11 protein-coding genes are annotated in these 19,209 nt (G+C 48.3%); 4 read left to right on the plus strand and 7 right to left on the minus strand.

The genetic code is table 11. The features are described from left to right. Positions 1-374 precede the first annotated feature (374 nt). Together J7623_RS29120 and J7623_RS29125 are read left to right on the plus strand one after the other, a co-directional pair. The gene (locus tag J7623_RS29120; protein WP_291927988.1) at positions 375-3,407 is read left to right on the plus strand and encodes a TonB-dependent receptor; all 3,033 of its coding nucleotides are present in this window, start codon (positions 375-377) and stop codon (positions 3,405-3,407) included. Between the two features lie 36 nt (positions 3,408-3,443). After that, entirely contained in the window at positions 3,444-4,904 is a 1,461-nt protein-coding gene (locus J7623_RS29125; RefSeq protein WP_291927990.1) for a RagB/SusD family nutrient uptake outer membrane protein, read from the plus strand. A gap of 116 nt (positions 4,905-5,020) precedes the next feature. Here J7623_RS29125 and J7623_RS29130 read toward each other — a convergent pair whose 3' ends face one another. Next, positions 5,021-6,157 (minus strand): aldose epimerase family protein, encoded by a 1,137-nt coding sequence (locus tag J7623_RS29130; protein ID WP_291927993.1) that lies wholly within the window; start codon positions 6,155-6,157, stop codon positions 5,021-5,023. Positions 6,158-6,375: 218 nt separating this feature from the next. On the opposite strand from J7623_RS29130, the gene J7623_RS29135 reads away from it, so the two are divergent. Next, positions 6,376-8,730 carry a glycoside hydrolase family 127 protein gene (locus J7623_RS29135; RefSeq protein ID WP_291927997.1) on the plus strand — a complete coding sequence of 785 codons (2,355 nt, stop codon included), beginning with the start codon at positions 6,376-6,378 and terminating at the stop codon, positions 8,728-8,730. Between the two features lie 122 nt (positions 8,731-8,852). On the opposite strand, the gene J7623_RS29140 is transcribed toward J7623_RS29135, so the two are convergent. From J7623_RS29140 to J7623_RS29165, 6 genes are all read right to left on the minus strand, one after another. Next, a complete protein-coding gene (locus J7623_RS29140; protein WP_291928000.1) occupies positions 8,853-10,832 on the minus strand; it encodes an alpha-L-arabinofuranosidase C-terminal domain-containing protein in 1,980 nt (659 codons plus the stop codon). Between the two features lie 77 nt (positions 10,833-10,909). Next, on the minus strand, positions 10,910-12,592 hold the full coding sequence (locus tag J7623_RS29145; RefSeq protein WP_291928003.1) for a sodium/solute symporter: 1,683 nt from the start codon (positions 12,590-12,592) through the stop codon (positions 10,910-10,912). Positions 12,593-12,680: 88 nt separating this feature from the next. Beyond that, positions 12,681-14,156 (minus strand): L-arabinose isomerase, encoded by a 1,476-nt coding sequence (gene araA / locus J7623_RS29150; RefSeq protein ID WP_291928004.1) that lies wholly within the window; start codon positions 14,154-14,156, stop codon positions 12,681-12,683. Between the two features lie 10 nt (positions 14,157-14,166). Continuing rightward, the gene (locus J7623_RS29155; protein WP_291928006.1) at positions 14,167-14,865 is read right to left on the minus strand and encodes an L-ribulose-5-phosphate 4-epimerase; all 699 of its coding nucleotides are present in this window, start codon (positions 14,863-14,865) and stop codon (positions 14,167-14,169) included. Positions 14,866-14,871: 6 nt separating this feature from the next. Continuing rightward, on the minus strand, positions 14,872-16,545 hold the full coding sequence (locus J7623_RS29160) for a ribulokinase (RefSeq protein WP_291928009.1): 1,674 nt from the start codon (positions 16,543-16,545) through the stop codon (positions 14,872-14,874). Between the two features lie 145 nt (positions 16,546-16,690). After that, the gene (locus J7623_RS29165; protein ID WP_291928012.1) at positions 16,691-18,226 is read right to left on the minus strand and encodes an alpha-N-arabinofuranosidase; all 1,536 of its coding nucleotides are present in this window, start codon (positions 18,224-18,226) and stop codon (positions 16,691-16,693) included. A 255-nt stretch (positions 18,227-18,481) separates the two neighbouring features. Between J7623_RS29165 and pepE the strand changes: the two genes are divergently transcribed. After that, on the plus strand, positions 18,482-19,189 hold the full coding sequence (gene pepE, locus J7623_RS29170) for a dipeptidase PepE (protein WP_291928015.1): 708 nt from the start codon (positions 18,482-18,484) through the stop codon (positions 19,187-19,189). The last annotated feature ends 20 nt before the right edge of the window (positions 19,190-19,209 follow it).

Genomic DNA, 19,209 nt, shown 5'->3' on the forward strand with positions numbered 1-19,209 from the left:
ATAAGCGTCTGCCATACGCCTTCTCAACTGTTAATACATAATTAATCCACTATCAGTACCAGTTAAAAAACTATACTGCTACATTTGTAAAATTCATTACCTTTCTGGCCAAGTACGGTGTATGTAGTCATGTGAGTGAGCCAACCATTTTTTCATCATCATTTTTGCAGCCCAGTGAAAAACTAAAAAACAAACCTACAACAGGCAATATTGAAAAAACGATTTAGCAAAAATTATTCATTCACAACCAAAACCAGTAATTCAGTAAACAATCAACAGACAGGCCGTAATCTGTACAAATTCACGTTTATCTAATTCACTTCTTTATTCATCAAATTATGAGGTATTCATTCACTGGAAAATTATGCTTTCTAATGGTCTTCCTATTGGCAGTCACCAGCGCTGCAATAGCCCAGAAGACCATTACCGGAAAAGTTACCGGAGCGGCAGACGGCGCAGGTCTGCCTGGTGTAAATGTATTAGTGCCGGGCACCAGCAATGGCACCAGTACAGATGCAAAAGGGAACTATAGCCTTTCTTTACCGTCAGGTGCTAAATCGGTTTTGTTCTCGTTTATCGGCTACGAGCCGCAAACAATCACGGTCGGCGACAAGAGCGTGATTAACGTATCTCTGAATGCTACCACAAAAGGATTGGGAGAAGTTGTAGTAGTAGGTTACGGTACCCAAACCCGTCGCGACGTTACCGGAACCATCGCTTCCGTTAAAGGTTCCGACATCAAAAACCTGCCGGTACCCGACGCTGCTTCTGCCATACAGGGCCGCGTAACCGGCGTAGACATCGTTCGCTCTGATGGAGCACCCGGCAGCACCCCGTCTATTCGTATACGCGGTACCGGTACCATCAACAACGCCGATCCACTCGTGATTATCGATGGTATCCCCGCCACCGGCCTGAATGATGTAAACCCTAACGACATCGCCTCCATGGAAATCCTGAAAGATGCCTCTTCCTCTGCGATATATGGTACCCGTGCCGCCAATGGCGTGGTGATCATCACCACTAAAAAAGGCAACTACGGCGAAAAATTAAAAGCATCTGTCAATGTATACCGCGGTATTTCCAATACCATCCGCTATATTCCATTGCTCACCGCTCCTGACCTGGCTATGCTGAAACAGGAACGCGCTACCAACGATGGCGGCGCTGTAGACCCGATCTGGAAAGATCCTTACTACGCTACCCAACGGACCGACTGGCAACGCGCCCTCCTCCGCTCCGGTAACGTTACAAATGCAGACGTTAGCTTACGCGGTGGTAACGCCAGCTCCAACTACATGCTGAGCGCAGGTTACTACGATGAAAACGGTCTCATTGTTAACTCCTATTTCAAACGCTACTCTGTACGCATCAACTCAGAACACAAGCTGGGCAAACGTTTCAAAGTAGGTGAAAATATGCAGTTGACCTATAAACAAAACTCCGGCCCGGATACTTATTCTTCCCAGACTGGTCTTATCTTCAGCGCACTCCGCTTCAACCCTGCTATCCCGGTACACAACCCTGATGGCAGCTACGGTAGCTCCAAAGCCAGCAATGAACTGGGTGATATCAACAACCCCGTATATACCGCTGAAACCACCGACCAGTGGGGTAAAACCTACCGCATGCTGGCCAGCGTATACGGAGAACTGGAAATTACCGATGGTCTTACCCTCCGCGCCAACTACGGCTTCGATGGTAATATCTACAACGAGTATAACTTCGCTCCTAAAGTACTGGATCAAACCCGTGCCCGTGACCATGCCGAATTATTCAACCGCAGCACTACGGAAAATAACCAGCTGAGCGAAATCTTCATGACGTATAACAAGTTCTTTAACCAGGTACACCACATCACGTTTACCGGTGGTTATTCCCAGCAAACCTACAATGGCTCTTTCTTCCGCGCTGACCGCTGGGGCTTCAACGACGAATCTCCTGATCAACGTGTACTGAGCAATGGTAACGATATCCACGATGCACAAGGTAACTTCAAACCTGCCAACGCTATCGCTTCCGGCTTTGTAAGAGGCTTCTATGGCTATAAAGAAAAATACCTGCTGACCGTTACCTTCCGCGCAGATGGTTCCTCCCGGTTTGCACCTGATCAACGCTGGGGTTACTTCCCAGCTTTCTCTGCAGGATGGCGCGTTTCAGACGAAACCTTCTTCAAGGAAAACGTGAAAGTGGTCAGCAACCTGAAAATCACCGGTGGCTGGGGACAACTGGGTAACCAAAACGTGGCCGACTTCCAATACCTCGCACCTGTTCTCAAAGACAGACGATATAACTTCGGCGATATGCCGTTCACCGGTATCTGGAATGCCAGTCTCGCTAACCCTAACATCACCTGGGAAAAAGCGGCTATGACCAACATCAGCCTGGAAGCCGGTTTCTTCGACAACAAACTGAATACCACCATTACCTGGTTTAACAAGAACACCCGCGACATGCTGGTACCCGCACCGGAAATGGATCTCCACGGTACTGCCACTATCCCCGATCGTAACATCGGTCAGTTGAACAACAAAGGCTGGGAAGTAGAAGTAGGCTACCAGGGCGGTAACCACGGTTTCCGCTACAATGTGAGCGCTAACGCTTCCTTCATCAAAAATGAAGTCACCAAATTATACGATCCTTCTTCTTACATCGGCTCTACACCGTATGGCAGACAAGGAGTAGAAATTTCCCGCACTTATGTAGGTCAGCCGCTGGCATCTTACTATGGCTGGAAAACTGATGGTATCTATCAAACTGCCGCCGACATCCAGAACGATGCTAACGTGGCACATGATCCTAATAAAGATAAAATCAAACCAGGTGATGTTCGTTTCCTCGACATCAACGGCGATGGTATTGTAGACGACAAAGACCGTGTAAACCTGGGCAGCCCGAATCCTAAAATGGTATACGGTATCCAGGCCAGCGGCAGCTACAAAGGCTTTGACCTGAGCCTCTCCTTTGCCGGTGTAAGCGGTGTTAAACTGTACAACGCAGACAAAATGCAAGGCATGGACCCTACCTATTCCTACAACATGTATGCAGAAGCGTTAAACCGCTGGCATGGTGCAGGTACCAGCAACAGCGTACCACGTATGTCTAAAAACGATGACAATCGCAACGCCCGCGTATCTGACCGCTTTGTAGAAAATGGTAGTTACTTCTCCCTGAAAAATGTTTCCCTGGGATATACTATTCCGTCTAAATTATGGGGTCGCAGCGGTATCTCCGATATCCATGTATACGTAGCCGCACAAAACCTGTTTATCCTGACGCCTTATACAGGTTTGACTCCGCAGCTGGGATACAATGGTACACCGGATGGTAACAGACAACGTGGTGTAGACGTAGCCGCGTATCCACAGGCACGGACTTATACTTTCGGTGCTACCCTTAACTTTTAATTCACGGGAACTTTAAATTAAATGACTATGCAACGGATGAAACATATATTTTTAGCAAGTGCCTTCCTGTTGGCAGGTTGTAAGAGTGTGCTGGATGTACAGCCCAAAGGTAACTACACCACCGGTAACTACTGGCGTAACCAGAGTGATGCCTTAGACGGCGTTACAGGTATGTATAATGTGCTGCTGGAAGAAGATTATACCGGCTTTAACGAGTTTGTATTCGATAACTGCTCCGATGACCAGGTACGCGGTGGTGACCACGGCTATGACGGTGCTATTGAAGATTTCTCCTACGATGCTACCACCTATAGTGTAAGAGTTGGCTGGAGATGGAAATATGAAACCATTAACCGCGCTAACAACGTATTGATCTACGTTCCCAAAATCACGGACATAGACCCGGCTATCAAAGCCCGTTGCCTCGGTGAAGCGCATTTCTTCCGAGCCTTTGCCTACTGGCGTTTGCTGCTCATCTATGGAGATGCCCCCATGGTAACCGAAGATGATGTACTGAAATCCAACTACAAAAAACCTAAAGTAAGCGCCGACGAACTGCGCAAACAAATTGAAACAGACCTGCTGGCTGCGGCTGATCAACTGCCTGAATCTTACGGCGATGCCGACAAAGGCCGTGTAAGCAAAGGTACTGCCTGGGGGCTGCTGTGCAAGCTGTACATGAACTGGGAAAAGCTGGACAAAGCGATTGAAGTGGGTAGCAAAGTAGTTAGCAATGCAAACTATGCGTTAGCACCTAACTATGCCGACAATTTCAGCGTAGCTACCGGTAATAATTCAGAAATGCTGATGGCAGTTCAAACCGTAGATGGTAACGGCTACTCCGATTTCATTACCTACCATGCTCCACGTAACTGGAATGGATGGAGCTTCTTCTATCCTACCAAAGGACTGGTAGATGAATTTGAAGCAGGTGACCCCCGCAAAAATATCTGCATCATGCAACCCGGCGATAAAGTAAACATCGGTACCGGTATTGCTACTTACAATGCAGATGCTTCCTGGAGCGGTTATCACTATAAAAAATTCTGTTCCTGGAAACCTTCCGGTGGCCTGGATTATTCCCTGAAAACGCCGTTAATGCGTTCTTCAGATATCTACCTGCTGGTGGCGGAAGCCAAGATCCGCCTGAATGGTGCGGGTGCCGGTGATGTTGAAATCAATAAAGTACGCAGACGCGCCTCTGCTGCATTAAAGCCAGTTATTGGCGGTGGCATGAAAGAACTGATGCATGAGCGCCGCGTAGAATTATGTGGCGAAAACGAGCGTCACCAGGATTTAATCCGTTGGGATAAAGCGAAACTGGTAGATATTGTATCGCTATACAAACAACCTAAGCTGGCATATGATAATACTCAAATTATCAATGGAGGTGCTCCAAGAACGTTTGCACGTCCTAAGAACTACTACTTCCCAATGCCACAGCAGGAAATAGACAGAAGCCAGGGCTTGCTGATACAGAATCCGAATTTCAAGTAAGCATAAAGCAGAAAGCTTAAAGCAAAAAGCTATTGAGGCGATTGACCATTGCGAATATTATATACGCTTTGATCAATCGCCTCAATAGCTTTTTGCTTTAAGCTTTCTGCTTTATGCTATTTAGTAGAGAATTTGTACACTGTAGTCTGCGAAAACGTTTCTCCCGGTTTCAGGATTACATTCGGGAAAGATGGCTGATTAGGTGAATCAGGGAAATGTTGTGTTTCGAGGCAGAGCGCTGCATGTTGCACATATTTCTGGCCATTGCGTGTATTTGTCAGTTTACCATCCAGGAAATTGCCGGTATAAAACTGCATACCTGGCTGGGTGGTAGCAACTTCCATATAACGGCCGCTGGCAGGGTCATACAGTGTAGCCACTGTTTCCAGCACACCTTCTTTCTTATCCAATACCCAGTTGTGGTCATAGCCACCTTTTACCTTGTCGATATCCGCACCAATTTTCTTTGGAGAAGTAAAATCCATCGGGGTTCCTTTCACTGCCTCCAGTTTACCGGTAGGAATCAGCTTATCAGTTACAGGGGTATACTGATTGGCTTTCAACGATAACTCATGTCCCAGGATGGTGCTGTCTTTACCGGCTGACAGGTTAAAGTAAGCGTGGTTGGTGAGGTTCACCGGGGTTGGTTTATCGGTGGTAGCTTTATAAGTAATCTGCAGTGCATTGTCTGGTGTGAGTGTATACACTACGGTTGCCTGTAAATTACCGGGATATCCTTCTTCCCCGTCTTTACTGTTATACACCAGTTGCAGGCTGCTATCACCGGCTTGTGTAGCGGCCCATACCACTTTATCAAATCCTTTCAATCCACCATGGAGACTATTACCATTGTTGTTAGGTGCCAGGGTATATTCCTTACCATCCAGTTTAAATTTGGCATTGGCAATCCTGTTGGCATAGCGGCCAATCAGTGCGCCGAAGTATGGTTGTCCTTTTTGCTGGTAGCCGGACAGGGAGTCGTAAGATAATACCACGTTTCCTTTTTGTCCCTGTTTATCAGCGGTAATGATATCTGTGATGGTACCACCATAGTTCAGAATTTTCACTTCCATGCCATTGGCATTCTTCAGGGTATATTGCAACACATCCTGACCATCCACCTGGCCGAAGTGAACAGCGCCTGATGCAGGCGTAGTAGTTACAGCAGTGGAGTCCTTACCTTCTTCATTCTTAGCAGCATTGTTGTTACAGGAAGCCAGCAGGGTTCCACCGGAAATTATTAGAGCAGTCATAGCCTTTAAATTCATGTCCATAACGTATTTTGATAGTTAAGTGAAAAGAGTTACTAAATATCGGGATAATCTTGTTAAAGTCAAATAATTTTATTTACTTTTTAGTGTCATTTAAACATTTAAAACAGCGATTGATTAAAATACGTTTACTATCTGTCAAAAAATAGAAAGTGACTATACCCGATGCCGGCTAGTTTTACCTCGTCAAATTTTTACAAATGAAAAAATTAATTATCGCTTGTCTCGCACTGGCAGGGCACAGTAGCATCTATGCCCAATCCTATGTTCCAGGTTGGAAAGAGCCAAAAATGAAAGTGCAGCCGGCAGTGGATATAAAAGCATATCCCTTTCCGCAGGGTGCAGTCACCCTGTTGGATGGTCCTTTCAAAACAGCCATGCTGGCGGATGCGCGCTATCTCTTAAAAATAGATCCTGACAGGTTGTTAGCTGCCTTTCGAAGCAATGCAGGATTAGTCCCTAAAGGCAAACAATATGGTGGCTGGGAAACCGGCGGTCTTGCCGGTCATACCATGGGCCATTATTTATCTGCCTGTGCGTTGCAATATGCCGCCACGAAGGACACCGCCTATCTCAACCGCGTAAATTATCTCGTAAGCGAACTGGCAGTTTGCCAGCAAAAACGCGGCAGTGGATATATTGGCGCCTTCCCCAACGATGATAAACTATGGACAGAAGTAGCTGCCGGTAATATCCGTTCCCGTGGCTTTGATCTCAACGGCGCCTGGTCTCCCTGGTACACTGTACACAAAATAATGGCCGGCCTGCTCGACGCCTGGTTGTACTGTAATAATGCACAGGCGCTGCAGGTCAATAAAGGCATCGCCGACTGGACCGGCAATGTGATTAAAAACCTGACGGAACAACAGATGCAGCAAATGTTGATTTGTGAGTACGGCGGCATGGCGGAAACACTCGTCAACACCTATGCGCTAAGCGGCAACAAAAAGTACCTGGACCTCTCCTATCGCTTCTATGATAAACGTATTCTCGATTCATTGGCAATCGGGAAAGATATACTTCCCGGTAAGCATTCCAATACGCAAATCCCAAAAGTCATTGCCAGCATACGGAGATATGAACTGAATAAAGACAGCAACGATGCTGCTATTGCAAAACACTTCTGGGAAATAGTTACCAGCGACCACTCCTATGCAAACGGCGGCAATAGCAACTACGAATATTTTGGTCCTGCCCGGCAACTCAACGATGCGCTGACAGATAATACCACTGAATCCTGCAATACCTATAATATGCTGAAGCTGACAAGGCACCTGTTTGCATTGTCTCCCCAGGCAAGATTGATGGACTATTACGAAAAAGCCCTGTACAACCATATCCTGGCTTCTCAAAATCATGAAACCGGTATGATGTGCTACTTCATTCCCCTTCGTATGGGTGGCCGTAAAGAATACAGCAATGAGTTTGAAACCTTCACCTGTTGCCTTGGTTCAGGTATGGAAAACCATGTGAAATATGGTGAAAGTATTTATTACAAAGGAGAAGACGGCAGCCTGTATGTCAACCTCTTCATTCCTTCTATACTCCAATGGCAGGAAAAAGGTACTATCATCAAACAGGAAAATAATTTGCCGGCCGACAATCGCACGACCCTCACCGTTAGTACCCGTCAACCCGTTTCCCTTACCATCCGCATCCGTAAGCCTGCCTGGGCAAGAGCAGGTATTACCTTACGGGTAAATGGTACCACACAACCGCTTACAACAGATGCCGGCGGCTATTTCGTTATCCGCCGCAACTGGAAAAATAACGACAAAATTGAGTTAACACTTCCGGCAGATGTTTACACAGAAGCCATACCCGATAATCAAAACCGGCAAGCGCTTTTTTACGGCCCGGTATTATTATCCGGTGTTCTGGGGGAGAAAGAACCCGATCCTGTTAGCGGTGTTCCCGTATTGGTAACAGCCAACCCTGCTCCGGATACCTGGATCAGGCGGACAGATGCCAGCACGCTCCAATTCCGCTCTGCCGGCACCGCGCAGCCACACGATGTTACACTGATACCTTTCTATCAAACTAAAAACGAATACTATACCGTTTACTGGGACGTATTTTCACCGGAAAGCTGGCAACAGCAACAGGTAGTATATGCAGCAGAAAAAAAGAAACAACAGGAACTGGATGCCCGCACTACCGACATCTTCCGCCCGGGTGAAATGCAACCGGAACGTGACCATGATTTCAGTGGTGAAAAAACCGGTACAGAAGAAGAACACGGCCGCAAATGGCGCATAGCATGGCCGGAAGGCTACTTTACTTTCCGGATGAAAGTAGCCCCTGATAGCAAACACTCCCTGCAATGTACCTACTGGGGCATGGATAACCGTGGCCGGGCCTTCGATATTGTGGTAGAGGGAACCACCATTGCTACAGAAGATCTCAACAAATTCAAAGAGAGCAGGTTCTATCACATCTCCTATGCTATACCGGAACATCTCACCAAAGGAAAAGAACACGTTAACATACGGTTTGTACCTAAAGCTAATAACAGCGCAGGTCCCCTGTATGGTTGCCGGATGATAAAAGAATAATACCGGCGTACTGCTGTATCATTGACCAGGTGCAGCAGCACGCTTCTGAACTAAAATAAAAAACCGTTGACAGCTACTATGCCGGCAACGGTTTTTATTTTATATAGAGACAGTTTGCTGATTTACTTATTTATCTTCGCCCGGATCACATAAAAAGACCAGGGCGCCATATTGGTTTGTATGGTTTTACCTTTTATATCGATATTTTGCGTTACCGGGGAAATATTGGTAGGCTGATCCAATGAATTAAGTCCCTGTAGCTGGTGATGCTGCAATGTTACCAACTGCCCTTTAGCTCCCGGTTTCACGCCCTGCACCGCTAATGTAACCGGCTTGGTAGCAGCAGATGTATTTACCAGTTTTACGACCAGTTCCCCCATCACCTGGTCAAGTACCGCAGACGCATATACGCTGTCCTGCCCACTGATGATACTATTGTCTTTCAGTATAGGTACTACCTCGCTTCCTTTGTTGTTGGCATACAGTTTTTGTACATAATAGTTAGGAGTGCCATAAGCGCGGAGATTATCGAACCAGATCAGGTCCGGCGCCCATTGCCATCCATCCACATGCGCCAGCAGCGGTGCGTACGAGGCCATGGCCACTACATCTGCATTGCGTTCCAGCCCGGTCATGAAAGCAGCTTCTGCGAGGGCGCATTGCCAGGTATTTTTATTAGCGCCTTCCACTGCTTCCCTGGTATGGGCGGCATATTCGCCGGCGAAAATTTTAGGACCGTGGCGATCGTAGGTATCATAACGGGCTGCATTTTTCAGGAACCATTCCGGCGAGCTGTAATAGTGCTCATCCAGGATATCTGCATGCAGTTTCCGCAGCGTATCGTTCAGGAAATTAAACTGATCTCCACTGGGGCCCGGCCCCAGGCTGTTCACCAGTTGTATGGCCGGATACCGCGACTTAATAGCTTTCGCAAAAATGGTGTAGCGTTCTACGTATTGCGGTCCCCACTGTTCATTGCCTACACCCAGCATTTGCAGGTTAAAAGGCGCCGGGTGACCCATTTTAGCACGAAGCGCGCCCCAGGTAGTGTGTACATCTCCGTTAGCAAATTCTATCAAATCCAATGCATCCTGGATGTAAGGATCCAGTTCATCCACGGCTACCACTTCGCCGCTGTTATACTGGCAGGCCATGCCGCAATTGAGAATTGGCAGCGGCGTGGCACCGATATCTTCTGCCAGCTGGAAGTATTCAAAGAAGCCAAGCCCGAACGACTGGAAGTAGTCCGGTGTGGCACGGTGGGCGAACTCATTATTCCAGCGGTTCATGATCAGCGTCCGTTCATTCACATCTCCAACCGTTTTCTTCCACTGGTAACGATTGCTTAGCTCTTTCCCTTCAACAATGCAGCCGCCGGGAAAGCGAAGGAACCCGGGATGCAGATCTGCCAGCAGTTGCACCAGGTCAGCGCGCAGGCCATTGGGGCGCTCTTTCCAGGTATGTTGTGGGAAAAGGGAGATCATGTCTGCGTCGATGATGCCAGGGCCGCTGTATTGTACCTGCAGCTTCGCTTTAGGAACGGTTGCAGTAGCAGTGAAACTGCCTTTGTATTGCTGCCAGCTACTGCCTTCCGGCGTAAGCGTGGTGCTGCCAATAGCATTTCCGTTTTCATCCAGCAGGGTGGCTGTTACTTTCACCGCGGTGCTTCCCTGCTGACGGGCATACAGGGAGAAGTTGTATTGCTCTCCTGCTTTGATGCCCATGCCCCGAAAGCCCTCATTGACCAGTGCAAAACTACGTGTACCCGGCACTGTTATCCTCGCGAAGCGCGGATTAGCCGGATGATCGGCCTGGCGATTGACGATCAGTACCCGCCCGTTGCCTGCCACATCTTTCGGAATACTCCAACCCATCAACGGGCTACTGAATTCAAAAGAACGGTTCTTCACCAGCTCCGCGTAAATACCACCATCTGCGCTGAGGTTGATATCTTCAAAAAAGATCCCCCACATATGAGGTGATACCCTCGCCTTTATTTCGTTGGCTTTAATGGTAAAATTCAATGGCTGTTGTGCTGCTAACGGCGAGGCATATACGCCGGTTAACAACAGGAAAGCTGTTACAATACGGTATGTTTTCATTTTGTTATTCGTCTTTTTACAACGGGTAACCGTTTCATAAATTGTGTTATTGCTGTGCTAAGATAACTTGCTATACGTTACCAAAAGCGTATATACAGCGCAGATAACAGCAACAGGGTAATAACGATTATCACCAGAGTAGCCGGGCTGATGCGGAACATACCTTTATCCAGGATGAATGCCTTTGGATTTACCTTAGGACCGGCCAGGCTAATGGCAATCATTACTATCATGGTAAACATAAACGCCAGTCCCATACAGATAAGGAAGGGAATTTCATAACCTCCTTTCCCATTGGGATAAGCGGTATAGAACAGCGTTTCATGACCTAATACCACCGGCGCAAACTGGTTAAAGAATACGCAGAGCGTGAAACCGGTAATGATACCGGCTATGGCAGCCGTGCCGGTAGTACGCTTCCAGAACATGCCCAGCAGGAACATCGCAAACACGCCCGGGCTGATGAAGCCTGTATACTTTTGAATAAAAGTAAAACCACCTTCTCCGCCGATGCCCAGCAAATCATTCCAGGTAAAAAGTATCGCCAATATCATCGCTACCACTACCGTGATACGACCTGTCCATACCAGTTTGGCTTCCTCCGCATCTTTGCGGATATACCTGCGGTATATGTCCAGTGTGAAAATGGTGGAAATACTATTGGCTTTGCCCGCAAGCGAAGCAACTATTGCCGCAGTTAAAGCTGCGATAGACAAGCCTTTCAGGCCTGCCGGAAGAAAACCAAGGATAGCCGCATAGGCGCCGTCTTTACTGGCCAGCCCCGGCAGATGCCCATTTTTTTGCAGCACATAGGCCGCAATACCAGGTAACATCACAATTACGGGCATCATTATTTTCAGCAAACCGGCGAACAGGATTCCGTGACGGGCTGTCTGCAGGTTAGCTCCCAGCGCACGTTGTGTAATATACTGGTTACATCCCCAGTAGTTAAGGTTCACAATCCACTGACCCGCAGCATACATCAGTATACCCGGCAGCACCAGGTATTTATTGATATACTCCTGCGAGGAGCTTGCGTCTGGCTTGGCAAGTATCATATGAAAATGATCCGGCGCATCTTTCATCAGCGCACCAAAACCCGCCAGCGCATTATGTCCCAGGCCAAACTTTTCACTTACCAGCGTTAATGCCATGTAAGTGGTGGCCAGCCCGCCAATGATCAATACACTCACCTGTATTACATCTGTATAACCAATTACTTTCATACCCCCTAACGTAATGATCACCGCAAAAATGGAAAGGGCAATCATTACCACATGCAGGTATTCACCTCCCAGCAACCCATTGATGGCCAATGCCCCGAGATATAAAATAGAAGTGAGGTTAACAAACACATAGAGAAACAGCCAGAAAATTGCCATGATCAGCGCCACTGTTTCATTGTAGCGCGTTTTCAGGAACTGCGGCATGGTATAAATTTTATTCTTCAGGTAGATGGGAATAAACCACACTGCAATAATGATAAGGGCGATCGCCGCTATCCACTCATAGGCCGCCACCGCTATCCCAACAAAATAACCATCTCCACTCATCCCGATAAACTGTTCAGCGGAAATATTGGAGGCAATCAGGGAAGCACCAATAGCCCACCAGGTAAGCGATCCTTCTGCAAGAAAGAAGTCTTTGGTATCCGTAGCGGCCTTTTTCTTCCGGCTGTATATCCAGTAACCATATGCAGATACGACAACGAAATAAATAATAAAGACGATAATATCGCCTGTGGAGAGTACATTTTTCATTTTGGCTGTTGGGTTTTTAGGGATCCCTTTTAGTACATGCAGTACGCGTTATGTCAATAACTTCCTGCATGTACTAATAAGATGACTGCTAGTAAGCTATATCATTCCAGCGTAATTCATTCTTAAACTCACGCAAATCGGTGTTCCTACCTATCAGCGCCAGTTCTATGCCTGCCATCTCAGCGAAATCCTGCATATGAGTGGAAGTCAGATTTTGGCTGTAGCAGGTATGATGCGCGCCCCCCGCCAATATCCAGGCAGTGCATGCTTTCTTCATATCGGGGTATGGCTTCCAAAGCACACGGGCCACCGGAAGTTTAGGCAAGTCTTGTGGCGGCGTTACGGCTTCTACTTCATTCACCAGCAGGCGGAAACGATTGCCCATATCTACAAGGGAAGCATTGATAGCCGGGCCTGCGGCGGTGTTGAATACCAGTCGCACCGGGTCGGCCTTGCCTCCTATTCCCAGCGGGTGCTTCTCACAGGAAGGCTTTCCTTCTGCAATAGACTCACATATTTCCAGCATATGTGAACCCAGTACCATCGGGTTGGCGGGGTCAAAATGGTAGGTGTAGTCTTCCATAAAGGAGTTGCCTCCCGGTAAGCCGCTACCCATTACTTTCATGGCTCTCACCAGCGCGGCGGTTTTCCAGTCGCCTTCACCGGCAAAGCCGTAGCCGGCTTTCATGAGGCGTTGCACCGCAATACCGGGGAGTTGTATCATCCCGTGCAAGTCTTCAAATGTATCGGAGAAACCTTTGTAGTTGCCGGCTTCCAGGAATGCCTTTAATCCCAGTTCTATCCTGGCAGCGTCTTTCAGGGCCACATCAGCTAACAGCGCAGCGGAGATGCTGTAGCTGTCGGTATATTCCTGTACCAGTGTGGTTACTTCTTTATCAGAGATGCCGTTGATCACACTAACGAGATCGCCTATACCGTGGGTGTTGCAGGAGAAGCCGAACTTACTTTCTGCTTCTACTTTATCGCCATCTGTAACGGCAACAAAGCGCATGTTATCACCGAAGCGTACAAAGCGCGCACCTTGCCAGTCGTGCCAGCCGGCGGCTACCCGGGCCCAGGCGGCTAGTTCTTCCACTACTTCCGGATCCTGCCAATGGCCGGTGATCACTTTCCGGTTAATGCGCATGCGGCTCATCATAAACCCGAATTCACGGTCGCCATGAGCGCTCTGGTTCAGGTTCATGAAGTCCATGTCTATTTCATTCCACGGAATATCACGGTTATATTGGGTATGCAGATGGCAGATCGGCTTGGATAACGCTTTCAGTCCGCGTATCCACATTTTTGCTGGTGAAAACGTATGCATCCACGTAACAACGCCAATACAGTTGGTAGCTGTGTTGGCTTCCATGCAAACCGCATAAATCTCTTCCGGTGATTTGACAGTAGGCTTATATACTACGGTAACGGGTATACGCGAATTATTGTTAAGTGCGGCCGCGATCTCCTGGCTATGCAGCGCTACCTGTTTCAGGGTTTCTTCGCCGTACAGGTGCTGACTACCGGTGATGAACCAGATTTCGAATGTTTTCAGTTGAAGCATATGATAGAATTTATTGGCCGTAGTATGAATTGGGGCCATGTTTGCGTTCAAAATGTTTTTTAATCAGGGCATCTTTCAGCCGGGGCGCATTGCCATTGATCGACTCGGTGAGGTAAGCCATTTGGGCTACCGACTCCAATACTGCGCTGTTGTAGACGGCCTTCTCCGGTGTTTTACCCCAGGTAAAAGGCGCATGATTACCTACCAGGATCATTTCTATTTCTGCGTAGGTAAGGCCTCTGTCGATTAATGCCCGCATGATCTGGAAACCGGTCTGGTATTCATAATCGCCGGCAATCATGTCGTCAGACATGGGTGGTGCACAGGGAATATCTACCGTGTTATGGTCTGCGTGTGTAGTGCCGTAAATGGGAATATCGCGCTGACTCTGTGCCCATGCGGTGGCGTAGGTGGAATGGGTGTGTACAATTCCTCCGATGTGTTCCCAATGTTGATAGAGTACAGCATGGGTGAGCGTATCAGAAGAAGGGCGCAAATTGCCTTCTACGGTTTTCCCTTCGAAGTCCACAATCACCATATTGCCTGGTGTGAGTTGGGTATATGGCACGCCGCTGGGCTTGATGGCAAATACGCCTTGGCTGCGGTCTACGGCGCTCACATTACCGAAGGTGAATATGACCAATCCCAGTGCGGGCAACTGCATATTGGCTTCGTAGGCGGCCTGCCGGATGTCCTGGTAGCGTTGCATACAAATTTAATCTATGGTGAGAGCGCTGGTGAAGGCGCCTAATGCTTTATACTTTTGATACCGGCTGGCGTATATGCCTGCCCGTTGGGGATCCGGTGTATATGTTTTTTCGAATCCCTGCCCCATGGCTTCCATGGCGTCTTCCACGCGGGTGAAGAGACCAGCCGCTGTGGCCGCAAACATGGCAGCACCGAGCGCGCAGGTTTGTTCGGAGCGGTGAATGCGGATCGGCATGTTCATCACATCAGCCATCATCTGCATAATAAAGGCAGATTTCTTGGCGACGCCGCCGATGCCTATCAATCCTTTAACCGGCACCCCTTCCCGCTCGAAGCGGTCTACAATGGCTTTGGCGCCAAAGCAGGTGGATTCTGCCACGCTGCGGAACAGGCGCGGAGCGTCTGTAGCCAGGTGAAGGCCTGTCAGCGTACCTTTGAGCGACTGATCCGCATCAGGGGTACGGCGACCATTCAGCCAATCGATTCCCAGCTCACTGTGCTCGTCCGGGGCGATCAGTGCGGCCTGCCGCGATAATTCGGCAATTAATTTACTGCTGGTTTCTGCGGCCAGCTTCGCAGCAGTGTCGGCATCGATCAGCGACGAAGCCGGCAGCAGTTGTTGTAACGGCCACGCCAGTACGTTGCTGAACCAGGCATAGGCATCACCGAAGGCAGATTGCCCCGCCTCCATGCCCATCATGCCGGGGATCACAGATCCGGGCACCTGACCGCAGATGCCTTTTACCAGCTTGTGTTGCATATCTTCCATAGGTGCTACCAGCATATCGCAGGTAGAGGTACCCATTACTTTGCTAAGGTGATAAGGCGCTATTTGTCCGCCTACTGCACCCATGTGTGCATCGAAGGCGCCGATGCCAACAACTACGCTGGTAGATAATCCCAGCCTTTCTGCCCACTCCGCACTGAGATGCCCTGCGGCTTCGCTGGCGGTATAAGTGCGGGTAAACAGTCGCTGTGTAAAACCCTGTAACAGTGGATCCACCGCGGTAAAAAATGCATCCGGCGGCAGCCCGCCAAATTCTTCTGCAAACAGTGCTTTGTGTCCTGCGCTGCAAACGCCTCTCTTCAGTTGACTGACATGCGTGCCACCTGACAACAGGAAAGGTATCCAGTCGCAATGCTCTACCCAGGAATAAGTGGCTTTTCTAACGGGCTCGTCTACACGAAGTATATGCAGCAACTTAGCCCAGAACCATTCAGAGGAATAGATACCGCCCACAAAGCGGAGATAGTTTTCTTCAAAAGTGGCGGCAGTGGCGTTAATAGCAGCAGCTTCCTTCAGCGCAGTATGATCTTTCCAGAGTACAAACATGGCGTTTGGATTGTCGCGGAAGGCGGGCGTCAATGCCAGTGGTGTACCGGTTTCATCTACCGCTACCGGGCTGGAGCCGGTGGTATCTACTGAAATGGCTTTAATGTGAGCGGCGATGTTACTGCCGGCTTGCTGCAGGCATTGTTTGATGGTGGTTTCCAACCCCTCGATATAGTCCAGTGGATGCTGGCGAAAGCGGCTTTCTGCGGCGTTGCAGTACAGTCCATCTTTCCAGCGGGGATAGTAAAATACCGCAGCAGTTACTTCCTGCCCGTTCCGTACATCTACAATAATGGAGCGTACTGAGTCGGTACCAAAATCTACACCTATTACATATGCTGAATTCATATTACTGTAAAATTGACACTTATAAAAATGTACAAAAAATTACGAATAACAGTGAGCGGAGAAAGTGTTTACTATAGCAGGTGGTACGCCTGTTATCGCATCATCATGTAAACAAGATCCTCCACTGCACCATTATTCGTATTGGCTATTTCAATTCCAGTACTACCACGGAGAAAGGCGGCAGCTTTACACTGATGGTATTCTTTTTCAGTGTAGCGCCTTTAAAGTCGACCGGCTTAATGTTATCCGGTTTGGTAAAGCTGTTATAATCCTGCAGTTTGGCGGATGTAAGCACACTGCCACTGATGGACTTATAACTTTCACTACGGGTATCCAGCGTAATTTCCTGGGCTTTATGAGCGTCTATGTTAACCAGTGAAATATGGGTAACGCCATTTTTATCTTTCGAAGCCGAAGCGGATACGGCGGAGAGCTTTTGGTTACCAAACGTATAGTCGTTGCTGTGAATATCTATAGGGATCAGGGTGGCGTCCTGGTGTACGCTGTACATCTCCATCACATAGTAAGTGGGTGTGAGCACCATGATATCTCCCTTAGTAAGGATCACAGATTGCAACACATTGATGGCCTGCGCCAGGTTAGCCATGCGTACGCGGTCTGAGTGGTTGTTAAAGATATTCAGCGTAGATCCGGCAACCATGGCATCCCGCATAGTATTTTGCTGGAAAAGGAAACCAGGATTCGTGCCTCCTTCTACGTTATACCATCCTCCCCATTCATCTACCACTAATGCTGTTTTCTTAGCCGGATCATATTTATCCATAATAGCAGCGTGCTTGCGGACAAGGGTATCCATAAACAGGGCCTGCTTCATAGTCGTGAAATATTGTTCTTCCGTGAAGTCAACTGCATCGCCTTTCCTGTTCCAGTCTATTACAGAATAGTGATGAAGGGCAATACCATCCAGGAGAGAACCAGGAATATTTTTCATCAGTACTTCCGTCCAGTTATAATCAGAACTATTGGCACCGGAAGCGATTCTGAAAATGTGTCCCTGCATGAAGGTGGTAAATTTACGATACAGGTCTACATAGTATTCGGGGCGCATATTGCCTCCGCAGCCCCAGGCTTCATTACCAATTCCCCAGAAGCGCACCTTCCAGGGTTCGTCGCGGCCGTTCTGCCGGCGCAGGTCTGACATCGGGCTTTTACCGCCGAAGTTGGTGTATTGTACCCAATCGGCCAGTTCCTGCACGGTACCGCTGCCCACGTTGCCGGAGAGGTAAGGTTCTGCACCGAGTTCCTCGCACATATTCAGGAAGTCGTGTGTACCGAAGCTATTGTTTTCCGTAACATTTCCCCACCAGGTGTTCACGATGGTAGGCCTCTTATCTTTCGGGCCTATGCCGTCTTTCCAGTGGTAAGTATCCGCAAAACAGCCACCAGGCCAGCGTAAATTAGGGATCTTCATTTTACGCAGGGCAGCAATAACATCCTTACGTACCCCGTTGGTATTGGGAATATGAGAGGTGTCGCCTACATAGAATCCACCATAGATACAGTTACCGAGGTGCTCTGCAAAATGTCCGTAGATATTTCTGTTAATGGTTTGTGTAGGTGCATCCGGCTTAAAAGTAACCGTGTTTTGTGCCTGTATGGCCTGCGTAGAAAGTAGTAACCCCAGGATACCCGTGCGGATATATTGATATTTTTTCTTCATAACGAGGATTTTAAAATACTGCCGGACAGCGATGATTTGCTGCGGACATTCAAAAAAACAAAATAATTGTCAATTTTACAATTAAAAAAGAAAATATTTTACAAAACACATTACCATGGCCAGATACAGATCGTCCCACCAGGAACCAATCGTTTTTTTTTCCAACCCATAAAACCACTATTCCGCAGTAGCTATCCCGCTGTACGGAATATATTTTAAGGAGATGACCTACATTTGCCGGGTAATTATTTGATCATGAAGCATTTTATACTGGCGAGTACCTCCACTTTATTTGGAGAAACCTACCTGGCTTACCTGCAGCCTTCCATGAAGGTATTGTTTGCGGGAGTGGAGGAAATCATCTTTATTCCTTTTGCACGGCCGGGTGGTATTTCGCACGATGATTATACCAGCAGGGCGGCGGAAGCCTTTGGTGCCATTGGCATCCAGGTACGCGGACTGCATACATTCGATGATCCGGCGGCGGCCATCAAAAACGCAAAAGGCTTTTTTACCGGGGGCGGGAATACCTTCCTGCTGGTGAAAACGCTGCATGAACTGGGCATTATGAACACCCTGCGGGATGCTGTTAACGGCGGAACGCCTTATATGGGATGCAGCGCCGGCAGCAATATAGGCGGCGTCACCATGCGCAATACCAACGATATGCCCATTGTATATCCTTCCAGTTTTGATACCATGGGGCTTATCCCTTTTAACCTGAATCCACATTACCAGGATCCCATTGAAGGTTCGCAGCATATGGGAGAAACCCGGGAAACCCGTATCAAAGAATACCTCACACAGAATACAGTGCCGGTATTGGGACTACGGGAAGGTAGCTGGGTGTATGCACACAACGGCACCTTAACCCTGCAAGGTAAGTTGACCGCCCGCGTTTTTGAAGCAGGCAAAGATCCCTACGAGCTTCCTGCGGGCAGTTCGCTGGATGGCCTGAAATAAAAAATCTCCCGGAACGCTTA

It is taken from the genome of Chitinophaga sp., from assembly GCF_017745275.1.
Classification (GTDB): domain Bacteria; phylum Bacteroidota; class Bacteroidia; order Chitinophagales; family Chitinophagaceae; genus Chitinophaga.